Origin of the sequence: Burkholderia sp. Bp8992, assembly GCF_003853705.1 — a bacterium.
Lineage (GTDB): Bacteria > Pseudomonadota > Gammaproteobacteria > Burkholderiales > Burkholderiaceae > Burkholderia.
Window position 1 is genome coordinate 108,237 of record NZ_QTQI01000020.1, and the last position, 16,653, is coordinate 124,889.

Below are 16,653 nucleotides of genomic sequence, written 5' to 3' on the forward strand. Positions count from 1 at the left end.
AGATGGGAAACCAAACTACCGTTGCCGAGACAACGACAAACACCATCGAGGGCTCGCAGCGATTCGCGGACGTCGACTTGCGTCCGATCTGCGAAAACATGACGAATTCAGAATTTCGTAAGATGTTCGCGGTTGCACAGGGGCGCGCGGTCGATCGATTGACGATTCGCATCGCCGACTTGAAGAAGTGGTCAAAGCAGGACAAGGATCGCGTGTTCAAGTGGTTCGGTCGCGACGACGACAAAACTCGGATGCATTTGCTCACGGGCTTAACGAAAGTACTTGGCGTAGTTCGGGCATTCAATGAAAACAACGTCGTCCGGAGCGGCAGCCCCGGCGATCTAGCAACGGGTTGCACGCCTCATCCGCGCGGAACGACCAACGAGGCCGCTCACGTGTGTGCGCCTGACACAACGACGCATACGATCGCGATTGGCGAGCGATTCTGCACGATGCGTCCGTGGACTGCGAATGCCGATTCACACGTATCAACTATCATTCACGAAGCGACTCATTTCCACGACACTATGTCGTCAACCGATGACCAATACACGATTACCCCGTTGCTCCCTGGGTGGGGACGATCACATCCCGAGTTGTCAATCAACAACGCCGACAGCATCGCGGGGTACGTCGTTGACATTGACTAAATTCCTAACAGCGCTCGCGCTCGCATTGAGCTGCACACAATCAGTATTGGCATGTGAAGGTCCGTCGAACTTGCCGGGTTGGGATTTTGATGTTCGATTCAGCAAGGATTCGAGCGACCTGTCCATCGCCGAACTGGCGAAGCTGTCCGTATGGTCAACCGACATGCGCAACCGCTATTCCATTATCGATGTGGTGTCGATTGTCGGACTGGCGGAACCAACTGAGAAAGATCCGAAGGCCCTTGCTCAACAACGTGCCGCGAATGTCAAGGCTGCATTGGATCAGTTTTCGATTCGAGGCGAGCGGAATTCCATCATCGCGCGAATCTACAAGTTGCCGTTTCCCCCGAGTGAGTTCGACGATACCGGGCGTCGCGTCGAGATCACGTTCGGCCCAGGGTGCCCCGATCACTGTTGCCCGAACCTGAACCCGATACCTAACACGCACTAACGTTACACGACGCATTTACTGGCCCGCGCAATGCGGGCCATCTCCTTCCAACACCTTCACCAGCGTTTTCGTTCGGCTTCTACTTACGATCCCCACACCTGCATTTCGTCAAGCGAATACCCCCACGGCGTCGCCCGCTTCGTGCCGAGCATCCGCACGTAGCGGCCGTGCCCGTTCAGGTTCGGCAGCGTCACGTGGCCGTACGACACGCCGTTGCTCGTCGAGTAGATCGTCGTCCAGTTCGCGTTGTCGGTCGACGTCTGGATCTGGTAGACGAGCGCGCCCGCATCCCAGTACAGGTCGATGCTGCTGATGGTCTTCGTCGCACCGAGATCCACGGAAATCCATTGCGGATCAACGCCCGCGCCTTCCGGCGAATCCCAGCGCGTGCTCGTCGTGTTGCCGTCGAACGCCTTGTCCGGCGTGAGCGATGCGTTGTAGCTCGCCGACGCGGCGGCCGGGCGCCCTTGCGACAGCAGCGTCGGCTGCGCGATAGCCGGGCCGCCGTAGTAGCTCGACCCGAGCTTCGCCTTCGTCGTGTCGGCATTCACGCCGAACTGCGACAGGCTCCAGCGCTGGCCGGTCGTCACGTCGCCCACGTACAGCTGATAGCCGCCCGCCGTCGTCGACGAGAAGAACAGGTAGTTCGTGCCGTTCACCGGCGCCGGATCCGAGTTGTTGCTCACGCAGTCGTTGAGCGCCAGCGCGCTCGGCGTCGATGCCGGGTCGGCCGTCTTCGCATAGATCTGGTCGGCCCCGCCGCTGTCCTTCCAGCGCGCGTAGTACACCATGCCGTCCGCACGCACGATCGGGTAGTAGGTCTGCAGCCCGGCCGGATGATCGAACACGGCGGTCGCGCCGGTCGCGATCGTGCGCTTCATCAGCCCCATGTTCGAGCCGGTGCCGGTCGCGTAGTACACGGCGCTCGCGTCCGGCGCGAGGAACGGCATCGAATATTCGGCACCGGACGGCGCATTCGTCAGGCTCACGACCGACGTGAACGTCGGGCCCGCGCTCGTGTACGACAGCGTTGCCTGCTTGACGTCGCCGTTCTGCTTGAACACGAGCGACTTGCCGTCCGCGCTGAACTTCGGATCCTCGTTGCGCGTCGCGCCCGTGCTGTTCGTCATGTTGACGGGCGGCGTGCCGGCACCGAGCTGCAGCATGAACACGTTCCATGCGCCGTTGCTGATGCCCATGAACGCGAGCCACTTGCCGTCGGGGCTGAACACGCCGTTCATCGGATCGGTAATGCCCCACGTGCTCTTGCTCAGCTGCGTCAGCGTGTGGGCCGAGAAGTCGTAGAGGAACAGCTGGCTCGTGCCGTCGCCGTATTTGACGTAGCTGTGATAGACGAGCTTGCCGGTCAGTGCGGCGGGAAACGTCGCGTTCGGCTGGGCCGCCGGATTGTTGATGCAGGCCGCGGCTGCGACGCCGCTGAACAGGTTGAGTGCGATGCCGGCCACGAGGCCGGCGGTGAGAGTCTTCAATTTCACGCTGGTTGCTTCCTGATAGGGTCAGGACGCCTCAGACCGCAGCCCATGCGACACGCGCGTGGGACAAGGAGCCGCCGCCATTCAGCGAGGATTCCGTCTCGGTCGGGCGTCGGGAATGAAACGTGCTAGAGGATGCCCGCTCGTCAGACGAAATAACAGCATCAGAGCGGTCAAAAAACATACGGATCAGCGATTGGGGGGCGCGCTTGCACGCGACGGGTGCCGTGCCCTACTCTTTTTGTCAGCAAGGCTTCGAGCGGCCGGGGAGGCAGGCATGAAGCGATATGCGGCGCTGGCACAGACGATCGCCGACGCGATCCGGCGCGGCGACCTGGCGGCCGGCGCGCGCATCCCCACCGTGCGCGCCGCGTGCCGCGCGTACGGCGTGAGTCCGTCCACCGTGTTTCGCGCGTACTACGCGCTCGAAAGCGAGGGTCTGATCGTCGCGCGCGCGCGATCCGGATATTTCGTTGCGAACCTCGAAGACAAGCGCGTGCGGTTCGGTCACGATCCCCCGCGCAAGCCGGCCGCCGCGCCGGCCGGCGACGACGATACGCTGCTGCGCCTGCTCGACTCCCTCAAATGCGAGGACATCGTGCCGCTCGGCTCGGCATTCGCCAGCTATTCGCTGTTCCCGATGAGCAGCCTGTGGCGCTACGCGGCGTCGGCGGCCCGCAACATGGACCGCACGAAACTGCTGTCGGGATTGCCGCCGGGCAATGACGCGTTGCGCCGCCAGATCGCGCTGCGCTACCTCAATGCGGGCGCTGCGTTGCCGATGGACGAGATCGTCATCACGACCGGCGCGCTCGAAGCGCTGACACTCTGCCTGCAGGCGCTGACCCGCCCAGGCGACATCGTCGCGATCGAACGTCCCGCATTCCACGCCGTGCTGCACGCCGTGCAGCGCCTGCACCTGAAAGCCGTCGAGATCCCGGTCGACCCGCGCACGGGCCTCGATCTCGACGCGCTCGCGCAAGCGCTCGACACGCATCCGGTGCGCGCGTGCTGGTTCATGACGTCGTTCCACAACCCGACCGGCGCGACGTTGACCGACGAACGCAAGCGCGCGCTGATCGACCTGCTTGCGTCGCGCGGCGTGCCGCTGATCGAGGACGACGTGTACAACGAATTGCATTTCGGCACGGCGCCCACGCGCCCCGCGAAACTGTATGACGACAGCGGGCTCGTCCTGCATTGCGGATCGTTCTCGAAATGTCTCGCGCCGGGGTTCCGGATCGGCTGGGTCGCGGCCGGGCGCTACGTACGGCAGATCCGGCAGGCGACGGGCGCGAGCGCGCCGGCTGCCGACGTACCCGCGCAGCTGGCGATTTCGAGCTACCTGCGCGACGGCGCATACGACCGCTTCTTGCGCAAGCTGCGGCGCAATCTCGCCGCGCACCAGGCGCAGATGCTCGCGGCCGTGCGCGCGTATTTTCCGACGGACACCGAAGTATTCGCACCGCGCGGCGGGTATTTCCTGTGGATCGAACTGCCGCCGCGCATCGACGCGATGCACCTGTTCGACGCCGCGATGCACAGCGGCGTCAGCATCGCGCCGGGGCCGATCTTTTCCGCGACCGGCGGATTCCGCCGCTTTCTGCGGCTCAACTACGGCCGGCCGTGGACGCCGGCCGTCGAGCACGCGATGGAGACCATCGGGACGCTCGCGGCCCGGCAACGGCACGACAGGTAGTACGAAACACGCAGATCGCGACGTTCGACATACGCCTTGCGTTTCACGCGCAAGCGACAAAGAATGAAGCGGTAGGCAGCGGCGGACGAAGGGATTCCACGCGTCCGATGTTATGGAGAATCACATGAACACTGAACGCGAACGACAGTCGAAGTGTGCTCCGTCGACGGCGCCGGCCCGCCGCTGACGATGCGCGTCCTGCCCAACCGGAACGTTCGCACGCGCGATGCATGGCGCGCCGTGTTGAACGCGCGCGCCGAATCGCGGCACCCCACGCGTTGCCGTTGCAGGGAATGCGGATTCGTCGCGCCCCGCGCACTCGAGCGCTGCCCCGCCTGCGGCCAGTGGGACTGGCCGTTCGATCCGATTCGTCATACGCGCGCCCCGGCGCACGCCGCATACGCGCCGCGTGCCGGCCGTTCGCGGTCGTCGCGCGTCGCGCACTCGCTGCGCGACGCGGCGTTCCGGCGGCCGAGCGCATCGAGCGCGCCGATCCTGAGCCTCCTGACGCTCGTGCTGATGGTCGGTGGCTATGTGTTGGTCGACCGTACATGCAGGGCCGATCCTGCCTGCCGCGGTGCCGGTACGCCGGCAGCTGCCGCGACCGAATCCGGCCCGCCTGCCGCGAACGAGCCGGTGCTGCCGGTATTGCCGACGCCCGTTTTTCCGTTTCATTCGCCCGACGGAACGCCGCAACTGGCGGCCATCCCGCCGCACGGCGACGCGAACGCCAGCCCACCGGCAGGCAAGACGCAGGTTGCGCAAGCCGCACCGTCGATGCGCGCACCCGACCGGACACGCGCCGGCGTGGTTCGCGTGTCGGACTGGAAAGGCAGGCACGATGCCGTACATCGCACGCACCCGACTCGGCGCGTGAGCCTGCATACGCGCCACTGGCGGCACAACCCGTCGGGCAACGCCGAGGCCGCGAGACTCTATCGCGGCCACTGAGCGCGCGGTCCGCGCCGTCGCATCCGACGATGCGTGTTTCCGAACCGCCCGTTACGAAACGCCGCTTGTATCGCGACGAATGCTGGCGTCGCTATCGCCACCCCATCCACAACGAAAACGGGCGGCCCGTTTCCGGAGCCGCCCGTTTCTTTCAGCGCGTAGCGAACGAACGCCGGCGCATCATGCCGCCAGCAACCCGTGCGGGTCGATGACGAATTTGCGCGGCGCACCGCCGTCGAACTTCTTGTAGCCTTCCGGCGCCTGGTCGAGCGAGATCACCTCGACATTGACGATCTTCGCGATCGGCAACCGGTCGAACAGGATCGCCTGCATCAGGTTGCGGTTGTACTTCAGCACCGGCGTCTGGCCCGTGAAGAACGAGTGCGACTTCGCCCAGCCGAGGCCGAAGCGGATGCTCAGGCTGCCGTGCTGCGCGGCCTTGTCCTTCGCGCCCGGATCGTCCGTCACGTACAGGCCCGGGATGCCGATCGCGCCGGCCGGGCGCGTGATTTCCATCAGCGAGTTCAGCACCGTCGCGGGCGCTTCCTCCGAATGGCCCGACGAGCCGTGGCCGTGCGCCTCGAAGCCGACGCAGTCGACCGCGCAGTCGATCTCGGGCACGCCGAGAATCTGCTCGATCTGCTCGCCGAGCGATGCGTCCTTCGACAGGTCGACCGTCTCGAAGCCCATCGCCCGCGCATGCGCGAGGCGTTCCGCGTTCATGTCGCCGACGATCGTGACCGCCGCGCCGAGCAGGCGCGCCGATGCGGCGGCCGCCATGCCGACCGGGCCCGCGCCCGCGATGTAGACCGTCGAGCCCGGCTTCACGCCCGCGCTCACCGCGCCGTGATAACCGGTCGGCAGAATGTCGGACAGGCAGGTCAGGTCGCGGATCTTCGACATCGCCTGGTCGCGATCGGGGAATTTCAGCAGGTTGAAATCGGCGTACGGCACGAGCACGTATTCGGCCTGGCCGCCGATCCAGCCGCCCATGTCGACGTAGCCGTATGCGCCGCCGGCACGCGACGGGTTCACGTTCAGGCACACGCCCGTATGCGTGTCCTTGCACATCGCGCAGCGGCCGCAGGCGACGTTGAACGGCACCGACACGAGATCGCCGATCTTCAGCGTCTCGACGTCGCGGCCCACCTCGACCACTTCGCCGGTGATCTCGTGACCGAGCACGAGCCCGACCGGTGCGGTCGTGCGGCCGCGCACCATGTGCTGGTCGGAGCCGCAGATGTTCGTGCTGACCACTTTCAGGATCACGCCGTGGCCGATCGCGCGGCCGCTCGGGTCGACCATCTTCGGATAATCGATTTTCTGGACTTCGACCTGGCCCGGCCCAAGATAGACGACACCTCGATTGCTGCTCATCGTATTGTCTCCATGTCTCGTTGGATGGCGCCGCGGCGCGCCGGCCCATGCGGCGCACGCGCAACGCGCTGTTCGAGAGTAGTCCCGGAGGCAGGGGCGCCGATGTCTCAAACGCGACATGCGTTTGATCGGCGCCGACATCGATGGCGGAAATACGAAAGTCGGGCGGGAAGCGACGGGGAAGTCCGGACAGGACGCGCTTGGGGCGGACTGCCCCTCGCGGCCGGCCCTCGCCTTCTCCGACGGGCGTTACCCGCCCTGATTCTCGCGAACGATCGCGGCAGCGGCCGTTTCCGCGTCGCTCGCGACGCCGTCGTGCATGCGCGTGCTGACGGCCGGCGTCGGCGGCTCGCTGTCGAGCGCGTGGCCGTTGCGGTCGTGCGTGTCGACCGTCGCGCGCATCGACAGCCCGACGCGCAGCGGATGCGCGGCGAGATCGCGCGAATCGAGCGCGATCACGACCGGCACGCGCTGCACGACCTTGATCCAGTTGCCGGCCGCGTTCTGCGACGGCAGCATCGAGAACGCGCTACCCGTGCCGGCCGAGAAGCCCTGCACGCGGCCGCGATAGGCCACGCGCGAACCATAGAGATCCGACACGACCTCGACCGGCTGCCCGATACGCATGTGACGAATCTGCCCTTCCTTGAAATTCGCCTCGATCCACAGCTGGTTGAGCTGCACGACCGACATCAGCGGGACACCGGGCCCGACCTGCTGGCCGACCTGCACCGAGCGCTGCCCGATCGTACCGTCGACGGGCGCGACGATCGTGGTGCGCTTCAGGTTCCGGTATGCGAGCTTGAACTGCGCGGCTGCCTGCACGACAGCCGGGCTCTCGTCGACGGGCAGCTTGCTGCCGAGTGCGCGCGCTGCGTCGAGCTGGGCCTGCGCGGCCGCGAGGTTCGCCTGCGCGCCGGCCACCGCCGCACGCGCTCGCGCCAGTTCCTCCGGCGCGACGATCTCGACCGACGCGCCGGAGCGCGCGGCAAGTGCGCGCTGCGCGAGCGACAGGTCGGCACGCCGCGCATTCACGGCCTCGACATACATCGTGTTCGAGATCCTGGCGTTCGCGACCTGCCGCACGGCCTGCGCGAGCTGTGCCTTCGCCTGCGCGAACGCGACGGACGCCTCGGTATCGTCGAGCTTCACGAGCGTCTGCCCGGCGCGCACGGCCTGCGTATCGGCCACCAGCACGTCAGTCACCGCACCGGGGATCTGCGCGGCGACCTGCACGATGCTGCCCGCGACGTACGCGTCGTCGGTATCTTCGTAGTAGCGGTCGCTCAGCAGCCAGTATGCGATCCACGCGATCGCGGCCAGCAGCACGATCGCGAAGAACACGGTGAAGCGCCTGCGGCGCGTCGCGCGGCGCGCGTCGAGTGCCGGGTCGGTATGGGCGGCCGGCGGCGCGGCGGCATGAAGGTTGTCGTGGTGCATCAGTCGCTTTGCGTAACGATCAGTCGATCGTGCTGGAACAGGGGGATCGGCTGGGTGACCACCGCGGCCGGCGCCGCAATCGCCGCTGCCGTACGTGCGAGAACGGGCGTGTCGCGGGATGCCGCGCCGGAGGCGATCGCACCGGCCGTCGACGGGCGCGCCGCATCGTCACGCCGCGCAAGCGCAGGTACGGGCGCTGGTACGGGTGCGGGTGCGACACTCGCCGTGGCTGCGACCTGTGACATGGCGGCATTCCCCGCACGCGCATCGGTCGACTGCCCAGCCGCAACTGCGCGGTTCGCCGACACGGAAGCCTCCGAAGCCGACGCCCCGCGCCTCGCCGCCCCGCTGCGCGCGCGATGCACGGCCGGCGTCTGGGCCTGCGCTACCGTTGCGCCTGCATCGAACCCGCCGCCGAGTGCACCGATCAGCCCCACGCGCAGCGTCCGCTGCCGGCCGAGCAACGCGATCATCTGCGTGCGCTCGTCGATCAGCGTGAGATCCGCGACATCGACATCCTTCTGCATCAGCACGCCGCGCCGGTGACGGTCGGCCGCGATCTGCACGATCTTCTGCGCGGCCGCGACCGCGTCCTGCTGCTGCGTCACGAGCGTCTGAGACGTCTGCAGCGACGTGACGAGCTGCGCGACCTGCCCGAGCGCGTCGTCGACGGTCTTGTTGTACAGCCCGATCGCGACGTCGGCCTGCGCGACATCCGCGCCGAGCTTCGCCTTCAGCCGGCCGCGATCGAAGATCGGCAACGAGATCGCCGGGCCGACGGAGCCGGCAAGCGAATCGCGCGAGAACAGCGACGCGGGCGTGAGCGCGAACACGCCGCCGAGCGCGACGAGGTTCACGTCCGGATAGAACTGCGCGCGCGTCGAATCGGCATTCGCGAATGCGGCTTCGACACGCAACCGCGCGGCGACGATATCGGGCCGGCGGCCGAGCAGGTCGGCCGGCAGCCGCGCGGGCACGGCGCCGCCCGCGAACGCGCCGACGCGCGGCCGCTGCAGCGCGAGCCCGCGCTCGGGGCCGCGGCCCGACAGCACGCCGAGCTGCAGTTGCGCGAGCTTGATCTGCTCGTCGTTCAGCGCGATCTGTTCGAGCAGCCGGCTGCGCTTGATCGATGCGTCGCTCGCGTCGTACGCGTTGTCGAGGCCGCGCGCGGTGCGCTCGCGCAGCACGGCCGTCACACGCTGGCTGATCTTCAGCTTCTGCTGCAACAGCTCGCGCGTCGCATACGCCTGGTCGAGCTGGCAGTACACGGTGACGATCGCGACGGCGAGCGTCAGCCGCACCTGTTCGGCCTCGACGCCCGCCGCGTCGCGCAGCGACATCAGGCTCTTCGTCGCTGCACGGTTCTTGCCCCACAGGTCCAGCTGGTAGTTCAGCCCGACGAAGATCGACGACGGCGAAACGTTCGGATCACCGAAGATCTGCACCGGCACGCGATAGCCGCCGGCCGTCACGTCGGCGATGTCGCCGGGCTTCGGCATCCGCGCGCGGCTGACCGTCGCGCCGGCCGTGCCCGTCAGCCCGGTCAGCGAATCGAACTGCTGAAGCTGGGCCTGCGCGATCCGCAACCGCGCCTGTGCGACCTGCACATCGGGACTGTTCCGCGACGCCTCGGCTACCAGGTCGTCGAGCTGCGGATCCTGCAGCTGCTTCACCCAGTCCGGTGCCGGCCACGCGCCGTTCGCGCCGGGGCCGGCCGTATGGGCGAGCGCGTCGTCGGCCGGCGCGCGCAGCGACAGCGACGGCAGGAAGCCCGACGGCACGCAGCCGCCCAATGCGAACAGCACGGCCACCGCCGCGATCGTCGAGCCGCCCTTCACGCCGCGCGCCGAACCCGCCGCTTTCCTCGATCGCCGCATCGTCACCCCTGCTGAACGCGCTGCGCACGCGCGGCCAGACGCGGCCGCGTGCGCTCGAGCGGGCCGAGCCGGCCGAACAGGCCGTCCGCGACGCCGAACAGGATGCCGGCGAGCTTCGCGCGCTTGTCGCGCTCGACGAGCGCGATCTGCACGACCTGCCACACGGTCAGCAGGTTCGGCACGATCGCCACCGGAAAGCGCAGCCCGTACTGCATCCCGAGCTGCACCGCGTTGCGCGCGCTGTAGTAGCGCCGTTGCCACGAATGATTCATCGACGTCATTTCGAAAGGGCCGATCGCGTGCCGCTGCTTCGCGCCGATCCGGTGCTGCAGCACCAGCGACGGCACGACATAGAGCGGCACGTTTCGCGACAGTGCGCGGAAGCTGTACTCGGTGTCGACGTGATCGATGAACAGCGTCTCGTCGAAGCGGCCGAGCAGGTCGAACGCGTCGCGCGACACGACGCAGCCCGACGAGATCAGGAATGCGCAGCGCTGCAGCGGCGCGCCCGGCTCGATGCGCAAGCGGCGCAGCCCGATGCCGTTGGTGGCGAGTTCGGGCAGGAAGCTGCGCGCGTTCTCGTCGAAGATGCGCGGACCGGCCAGGAACGCGCGCCCCGCGAGCCCCGCGCAGACGTCGCGCATCACCGGGAAATACGCGGCCGGCACCGACGAATCCTGGTCGAACAGCGCGACCGCATCGATACGGTCGCGAAACAGTGCCGCGAGCCCCGCGTTGTACGCGCCCGCGACGCCGCCGCGATTGCCGTGATGCAGCAGCGCGATGCCTTCCCTGTCGCACAGCTCGCGCGCCCGCGCATCGGGTTGCGGCGTGTTGTCGACCACGAGCAGCGCGTCGCACGCATGCCGCCACGCGCGGAGCGCGTCGAGCTGCGCTTCGCTCGGGTGATACAGGATCACGAGTGCGCCGAGTGTCGTCATGGTCTTCTCCTCAATGTCCGAACGACGCGGCCGCACCGCGCTTCGGCCGCGTCAGCCACATCATCGCGGCGAGCGCGAGACAGGTCATGCTCGCCATCCAGAACATGTCGTTGGTCGCCATCATGTACGCCTGCTGCATCACGACCTGGTGCAGCGTCGACAGCTCGCGCACGCCGTCCACGCCCATCGCGTTCAGCGCATGCACGAAACGCTGCGTATTGGCCGATGCGTGCGTGACCGATTGCGACACGACGTCGTAGTGATAGGTCGCGCGGTTTTCCCACAGCGTCACGCTCATCGCGGTGCCGAACGCGGCGGACAGCGTGCGCAGGAAGTTCGACAGGCTCGATGCGGCGGCGAGCCGGTCGTCGGGAATCCGCGACAGCGTCGCGGCGGTCAGCGGAATGAAGAAGCACGGCAGCCCGATCCCCTGGATCAGCCCGGGTGCGGCGATCTGCGCGAACGTCATCTTCAGCGTGAAATGCGCATCCCACGCGAGCACGGCCGCGAACACGAGGAAACCGAACGTCGCGAGCACGCGCGCGTCGAAACGGTGCGCATGAATCCCGACGAGAATCGAGAACACGAGTGCGAGCACGCCGAGCGACGCAGTCGCGAGCCCCGCATGAAACGCGTTGTAGCCCATCACGGCCTGCATCCACAGCGGGAACACGACGCCGACCACCGAGAAGCTCATCATCCCGAGCGAGATGATCAGCACGCAGAACGAGAACGTGCGGTCGCGAAACAGGCTGAGATCGACGACGGGATGCGCCTCGCCCGCCTCCCAGATCAGCAGCGACACGATCGCGAGCGTCGCGACCACCGCGAGCGTGACGATCAGCGGCGAGCCGAACCAGCCGCGATCGTGGCCGAGGTCGAGCATCGCCTGCAGCGAGCCGACGCCGATCACGAGCAGCACGATGCCCGGCACGTCGACCGGGCCGGCCACGCCGCGCTGCGCGTCGGGTCGCAGCATCGCGGTGCACACCGCGAACGAGAACAGCCCGATCGGCAAGTTGATCAGGAAAATCCACGGCCACGAGAAGTTGTCGACGATCCAGCCGCCGACCACCGGCCCGAAGATCGGCGCAAGCAGCACCGTCATCGCCCACAGCGCGAGCGCGATCGTGCGCTTGTCCGGCGGAAAGGCGCGCAGCAGGATCGTCTGCGACAGCGGCACCATCGGCCCCGAGCACAGCCCCTGCAGCGCGCGGCAGATCACCAGCACGTGCAGGTCGCGCGCGAGCCCGCAGAGCAGCGATGTCAGCGTGAACAGCAGCACCGCGCCGACGAACAGCCGCAGCTCGCCGACGCGGCGCGCGAGCCAGCCCGTCAGCGGCACCGCGATCGCGGCCGCGACCGAGTACGAGCTGATCACCCACGTGCCCTGGCTGTTCGATACGCCGAGGCTGCCGGAGATCGCCGGCACCGCGACGTTCGTCACGGTCGAGTCGAGCACCTCGATGAAGGTCGCGAGCGACAGCGCGAATGTCAGCAGCGCGAGCCGGATGCCGCGCACCGGCTGCGCGGCAGGCGCGGGCGCCGGCACGTCGAATGCGGACGGCGCGACGGGCCCGTCGTGAAGCGGCGATGCGGTGCTCATGCGCCGGCCGCCGCGAAATCGGCCCGTGCTGCCACGCGCCCGCGCACCGGCACGAACCGTTCGATGAAATCGGCGGCCGCCTCGCAGCCGTCCGGCGCGGCCGCGAGCAGCGCGCGCGTGCGCTCCGCATGCACCGCGAACGCCGGTTCGTCGAGCACGTGTGCGAGCGCCGCGCCGAGCCGTGCGCCGTCGACCGGGCCATCGACGCGCACGCCGCAGCCGTTCGCGACGACGCGTTGCGCGTTGTCGAACTGGTCGTGCGCGAACGGCGTGACGACCTGCACGATCCCGGCTTCGCACGCGAGCGCCGCGGTGCCGATCCCGCCGTGATGCACGAGCGCGCGGCAACGCGGCAGCAAGGTGCGCATCGGCACGAAGCGGCGCACGAGCAGCCGGTCATCGTCCGGCGTCGCAGCGTGCGGCGTCAGCAGGATCCCGCGCGCGCCGGTCGCGCGCAGCGCGTGCGCCACCGCGCGCGCGTATGCCGCGTGATCGACGCGTGTCGAACCGGCCGTGAACACGACCGGGGGCTCACCGGCCGCGAGAAACGCATCGAGTGCCACATCATCGTCAGGTGTCTCAATATCGTTGAACAGCGGAAAGCCGCTTTGCAGATGGTTCGACGGCCAGTCGGGCTGAGGCGGCGCGAACCAGCCGGGAAACAGGCACAGCACGCCATCGGTCGAATGCAGCCAGCGGCCGAGCACGCGCCGCGCGGGCGCGAGCCCGAGATCGCGGCGCACCGCGTTGAGCGCCGGGCCGCACACGCGATCGAGCACCTGCCGCTCGATCAGCGTCATCAGCGCCGATTTCACCGGCAGCGGCCAGCGCGCGGGAATCGTCAGGCGCGGGTGCGTGGGCGGCGCATGCGCGGACAGCAGCGTCGACGGCGACACCTGCACCGACACGTACGGCGTGCCGTGCCGCTCCTGCATGAAGCGCGCAGAGAACGCCCACAGCGTGCCGACGAGCACCGTGTCGGCATCGGTCAGCGCGTGCAGCGTGTCGTAGTGGGCGCGCAGCGTCGGGGCGATCACCTGCCACAGCGTGCGGAACGACGTGCGCGGATCCCACAGCGCCGGGTTCTCCATCGCGGCGTCGTATTCGGCCGCGGTACCGACCGGCACGAACGCGAACCCGCAGCGGCGCACGGCCGCCTCGAACGGCGCGTGCGTGCAGAACACGACGTCGTGACCGCGCGCCGCGAGCGTGCGCGCAACGCCGAGCAACGGATGCACGTCGCCCGCCGAGCCGATCGCGGTCACGATCATCTTCGCCATCGCGCGCCTCGCGGGAATCAGTAGAAGCCGGGAATCAGCGCCGCCACTTCGCGGCGGTACTGCGCGTACGCCGGCCCGAAATACCCGGTCAGCCAGCTTTCCTCGACGCGCACCTTGTACGCGAGCGACGCGAACACGAGCAGCACGCCGATCGCGCCGCGCCATTCGCCGCCGATCAGCGCGGCGCCGACGAGCGCAATCAGGCAGCCCGTATAGATCGGGTGACGCACGAGCGCATACGGCCCCGTGCGGACAAGTTCGTGGTCTTCCTTCAGCGTGACCGACACGCTCCAGTTCGTGCCGAGATGCAGCCGCGCCCAGACCGAGAACAACAGTCCGGCCACCAGCACCGCGAGCCCGCACTGCGCCTGCAGCCCGAAGCGCTGCCAGTCGGGCACGAGCGCCTGCCACGACGGATCGGGCAGGATGATCAGTGCGCCGCCGACGATCAGCGGAATCGACTGCAGCGTGCGCGAGCGCGATGCTTCCTTGCGCACGGTCGTCTTCACGCCCTGCGACGTGGCGATCCAGTAGGCGAGCCATGCGGCCCACGGAACGACGATGGCGATGGTCTGAACGATATTCACGGCTGGCCTGCCTCGTTGGGATGGGAATCGGGATGCGCGGGATGGACCCGCGGCACGACGGTGGGCGTCACGACGACAGCGCGTGCATCGGCACGCACGCATGCGCGGCTGCACGCGCCATGCCGGCCGCGACGGGCGCCTCGCCGCAGAAGAAGTCGAGTAGCGCGGCGCGCGTGTATTCGCGCTGCGCGCGGCCTTCGATGTCGAGGAAATGGCCGGCATCCGGCACCGTCGCGAACCGCGCGCGCGGCACGTGTGCGCCGAGCTGGCGCACGTCGGCCGGCGTCGTGTATTCGTCGCGCTCGCCGTTCAGGAACAGCAGCTCGCAGCCGATGTTCGAGAACTCGCTGAAGTAGCGCTCCGGCTGAAGCGACAGGATCTGGTCGACGTGGAACGCGACCTGGTCCTGCTCGTCGCGCGGCAGGCGCGTGAGATAGCGGTAGTTGTACAGCTTCATGATGCGCGGCAGGTAGCGGCCGACGGTGTCGTTCAGCAGCTGCGCGGCCTTCAGGTTCTCGCCGGCCGCGATGTGGTCGCGGGCACGCGTCACGTAGTCGACCATCGCGTCGTTCAGGAACGGCGAGAACGAGCAGATCGCCGCGCGCCGCACGCTCGGGCAGCCGCGCGCGAGCGCGAACAGCGATGCGACGCCGCCCCACGACACCGACACGAGAAACGCCGGCGCGAAATGCTCGACCAGGTACTGCAGGATCGCGGCCTCGTCGTCCTTGGTCAGGATGTAGCAGCCCGGGTTGTGCTGGCGTGACTGGCCCGCATACGGCAGGTCGAAGCAGATCGTGTTCATCCGCTCGCCGAGGTACTGGACGGTCTGCCCGAACGACGCCGTCGTCGCGAGCGCGCCGTTGACGAGCATCGCGGTGTCGAACGCCGGGTCGAACACGTTCCGTTCGACGTAGACCTTCAGACCATTCGGTAGCGGGACCACGTGTTTTTCGGTCGGCATCGTCGTTCTCCGGTGAATGCGGCGTCTCGACGTCGCGGCATGCTGCAGGTGCGCAATGACAGGTGACGGCCTCGTGCGCGGTTCGTCATCGCGCCCATTGCCGACGCACCGCGGAAAATGCCGGCGGTGCCCATTCATTCCTCATGGTGCGGCGCCATACTAATACGGTCGATATTACTTACTCAAGTCATTCCAAAAATCCTTCTACTCGGTCCGGAAATACGTCGAATTCAAATTTATTTATCGATTTCTATGGTAGGAGGAATCTCAAAAGAGAGGATCGCAATCGTTTGCGAGCAATCCGCTCCAGCGTTCATAAAACACGAATTATCATTAATATTCAATATGTTACCTAGTTTAAATCGCCTGATTGAAACGGTTTCTAGAAAATTGAACACCTTCACAATCCGATTTTACGATTTCATATCGTGAATAATTTTGCAGAACTCGACAGTCTCTCTGTTTGTAATGAAACCGAGCGCGGAAATGGTCCTCCGCATTGCGTCACATCTTCACGAATCGTTTTAAACAGATTCAAACTTAATTAACCTTCTTTCAATCGTTTTTCCGCACCTGCACATGGCTCCGGACGGGAGGAATCCTCCCCCGTTTAGAACGCGGCATCCTGTTCGACCCGCTTTTTTATTGATTGAACGATCAATAAAAAACCGCTAAGCTCTCGACTTCCATGGACGGCCCGTCCGGGCGAAGGGAGTCGCGATGCCGAAAGTCGGAATGCGGGAGATTCGCCGCGCACAATTGATCGATGCCACGCTGCGCTCGATCGACGAAGCAGGCCTGCCCGGCACGACGCTCGCATCGGTCGCGCAGCGCGCGAACATCTCGACGGGCATCGTCAGCCACTACTTCGGCGACAAGGACGGCCTGCTCGAAGCCACGATGCGGCACGTGCTGCGCGACCTGTGGTCGGCCACCACGCGCCGCCGCACGGCCGCGCGCAAGGATCCGCGTTCGCGGCTGCGCGCGGTCGTCGCCGCGAACTTCGACGACACGCAGGTCAGCGCACCCGTGATGAAGACGTGGCTCGCGTTCTGGTCGCAGGGCATGCACGACCCGATGCTCAAGCGCCTGCAGCACGTCAACACGCGGCGCCTCCATTCGAACCTGTGCGCCGAATTCGCGAAGGCGTTGCCGCGCACGAAAGCACGCGAAGCCGCCAGCGGACTCGCCGCGCTGATCGACGGCCTGTGGCTGCGCGGCGCACTCGCCGGCGGCCCGATCGACACCCGGGCTGCATTGAAGCTCGCCCACGATTACATCGACCTGCTGCTCGCGTCCGCCTGACGCGTCACGCAGTCGCCCTCAAGGAGATCCTC

The 16,653-nt window shown here is 67.0% G+C and carries 14 protein-coding genes; 5 read left to right on the forward strand and 9 right to left on the reverse strand.

The features are described 5' to 3' along the window. Positions 1-2 precede the first annotated feature (2 nt). Together DIE03_RS26400 and DIE03_RS26405 are read left to right on the forward strand one after the other, a co-directional pair. The gene (locus DIE03_RS26400) at positions 3-650 is read left to right on the forward strand and encodes a M35 family metallo-endopeptidase (RefSeq protein ID WP_124455249.1); all 648 of its coding nucleotides are present in this window, start codon (positions 3-5) and stop codon (positions 648-650) included. After that, complete coding sequence (locus tag DIE03_RS26405; protein ID WP_260434961.1) at positions 637-1,101, forward strand: hypothetical protein; 465 nt, start codon at positions 637-639, stop codon at positions 1,099-1,101. Before DIE03_RS26400 ends, DIE03_RS26405 begins: the two co-directional genes overlap by 14 nt. An 83-nt stretch (positions 1,102-1,184) precedes the next feature. Here the strand turns inward: DIE03_RS26405 and DIE03_RS26410 are convergent, their stop codons facing one another. Then, positions 1,185-2,597: a discoidin domain-containing protein gene (locus tag DIE03_RS26410; RefSeq protein ID WP_124455250.1), complete on the reverse strand. Its 1,413-nt coding sequence runs from the start codon at positions 2,595-2,597 to the stop codon at positions 1,185-1,187. A 274-nt stretch (positions 2,598-2,871) separates the two neighbouring features. Between DIE03_RS26410 and DIE03_RS26415 the strand changes: the two genes are divergently transcribed. After that, positions 2,872-4,293, forward strand: a complete 1,422-nt coding sequence (locus tag DIE03_RS26415; RefSeq protein WP_124455251.1) for a PLP-dependent aminotransferase family protein — start codon at positions 2,872-2,874, stop codon at positions 4,291-4,293. A 189-nt stretch (positions 4,294-4,482) separates the two neighbouring features. Further along, positions 4,483-5,244 carry a hypothetical protein gene (locus tag DIE03_RS26420; RefSeq protein WP_124455295.1) on the forward strand — a complete coding sequence of 254 codons (762 nt, stop codon included), beginning with the start codon at positions 4,483-4,485 and terminating at the stop codon, positions 5,242-5,244. Positions 5,245-5,424: 180 nt separating this feature from the next. Here the strand turns inward: DIE03_RS26420 and fdhA are convergent, their stop codons facing one another. The 8 genes from fdhA to DIE03_RS26460 form a co-directional block, all read right to left on the reverse strand. Then, complete coding sequence (gene fdhA, locus DIE03_RS26425; protein WP_059239222.1) at positions 5,425-6,621, reverse strand: formaldehyde dehydrogenase, glutathione-independent; 1,197 nt, start codon at positions 6,619-6,621, stop codon at positions 5,425-5,427. Between the two features lie 249 nt (positions 6,622-6,870). After that, positions 6,871-8,061, reverse strand: a complete 1,191-nt coding sequence (locus tag DIE03_RS26430) for an efflux RND transporter periplasmic adaptor subunit (protein WP_124455252.1) — start codon at positions 8,059-8,061, stop codon at positions 6,871-6,873. Continuing rightward, on the reverse strand, positions 8,061-9,938 hold the full coding sequence (locus tag DIE03_RS26435; RefSeq protein ID WP_124455253.1) for an efflux transporter outer membrane subunit: 1,878 nt from the start codon (positions 9,936-9,938) through the stop codon (positions 8,061-8,063). The genes DIE03_RS26430 and DIE03_RS26435 overlap by 1 nt, the downstream gene beginning before the upstream one ends. A 2-nt stretch (positions 9,939-9,940) precedes the next feature. Further along, positions 9,941-10,879, reverse strand: coding sequence for a glycosyltransferase family 2 protein (locus DIE03_RS26440; protein WP_124455254.1), 939 nt, complete (start codon positions 10,877-10,879; stop codon positions 9,941-9,943). A 10-nt stretch (positions 10,880-10,889) separates the two neighbouring features. Further along, a complete protein-coding gene (locus DIE03_RS26445; RefSeq protein WP_124455255.1) occupies positions 10,890-12,485 on the reverse strand; it encodes a DHA2 family efflux MFS transporter permease subunit in 1,596 nt (531 codons plus the stop codon). Beyond that, on the reverse strand, positions 12,482-13,765 hold the full coding sequence (locus DIE03_RS26450; RefSeq protein WP_124455256.1) for a glycosyltransferase: 1,284 nt from the start codon (positions 13,763-13,765) through the stop codon (positions 12,482-12,484). Before DIE03_RS26450 ends, DIE03_RS26445 begins: the two co-directional genes overlap by 4 nt. Before the next feature lie 17 nt (positions 13,766-13,782). Beyond that, on the reverse strand, positions 13,783-14,352 hold the full coding sequence (locus DIE03_RS26455) for an isoprenylcysteine carboxylmethyltransferase family protein (protein ID WP_011547084.1): 570 nt from the start codon (positions 14,350-14,352) through the stop codon (positions 13,783-13,785). A 67-nt stretch (positions 14,353-14,419) separates the two neighbouring features. After that, entirely contained in the window at positions 14,420-15,316 is an 897-nt protein-coding gene (locus DIE03_RS26460; RefSeq protein ID WP_124455257.1) for an alpha/beta fold hydrolase, read from the reverse strand. A 720-nt stretch (positions 15,317-16,036) separates the two neighbouring features. Between DIE03_RS26460 and betI the strand changes: the two genes are divergently transcribed. Continuing rightward, positions 16,037-16,621, forward strand: coding sequence for a transcriptional regulator BetI (gene betI / locus DIE03_RS26465; RefSeq protein WP_124455258.1), 585 nt, complete (start codon positions 16,037-16,039; stop codon positions 16,619-16,621). Positions 16,622-16,653 lie beyond the last annotated feature (32 nt).

Excerpts from the sequence above, each read along its gene's own strand:
- DIE03_RS26450 (WP_124455256.1), bottom strand. The coding sequence starts at position 13,765 with ATGGCGAAGATGATCGTGACCGCGATCGGCTCGGCGGGCGACGTGCAT.
- fdhA (WP_059239222.1), bottom strand. The coding sequence starts at position 6,621 with ATGAGCAGCAATCGAGGTGTCGTCTATCTTGGGCCGGGCCAGGTCGAA.
- DIE03_RS26460 (WP_124455257.1), bottom strand. The coding sequence starts at position 15,316 with ATGCCGACCGAAAAACACGTGGTCCCGCTACCGAATGGTCTGAAGGTC.
- DIE03_RS26430 (WP_124455252.1), bottom strand. The coding sequence starts at position 8,061 with ATGCACCACGACAACCTTCATGCCGCCGCGCCGCCGGCCGCCCATACC.
- DIE03_RS26435 (WP_124455253.1), bottom strand. The coding sequence starts at position 9,938 with ATGCGGCGATCGAGGAAAGCGGCGGGTTCGGCGCGCGGCGTGAAGGGC.
- DIE03_RS26420 (WP_124455295.1), top strand. The coding sequence starts at position 4,483 with ATGCGCGTCCTGCCCAACCGGAACGTTCGCACGCGCGATGCATGGCGC.
- DIE03_RS26415 (WP_124455251.1), top strand. The coding sequence starts at position 2,872 with ATGAAGCGATATGCGGCGCTGGCACAGACGATCGCCGACGCGATCCGG.
- DIE03_RS26445 (WP_124455255.1), bottom strand. The coding sequence starts at position 12,485 with ATGAGCACCGCATCGCCGCTTCACGACGGGCCCGTCGCGCCGTCCGCA.
- DIE03_RS26400 (WP_124455249.1), top strand. The coding sequence starts at position 3 with ATGGGAAACCAAACTACCGTTGCCGAGACAACGACAAACACCATCGAG.
- betI (WP_124455258.1), top strand. The coding sequence starts at position 16,037 with ATGCCGAAAGTCGGAATGCGGGAGATTCGCCGCGCACAATTGATCGAT.
- DIE03_RS26440 (WP_124455254.1), bottom strand. The coding sequence starts at position 10,879 with ATGACGACACTCGGCGCACTCGTGATCCTGTATCACCCGAGCGAAGCG.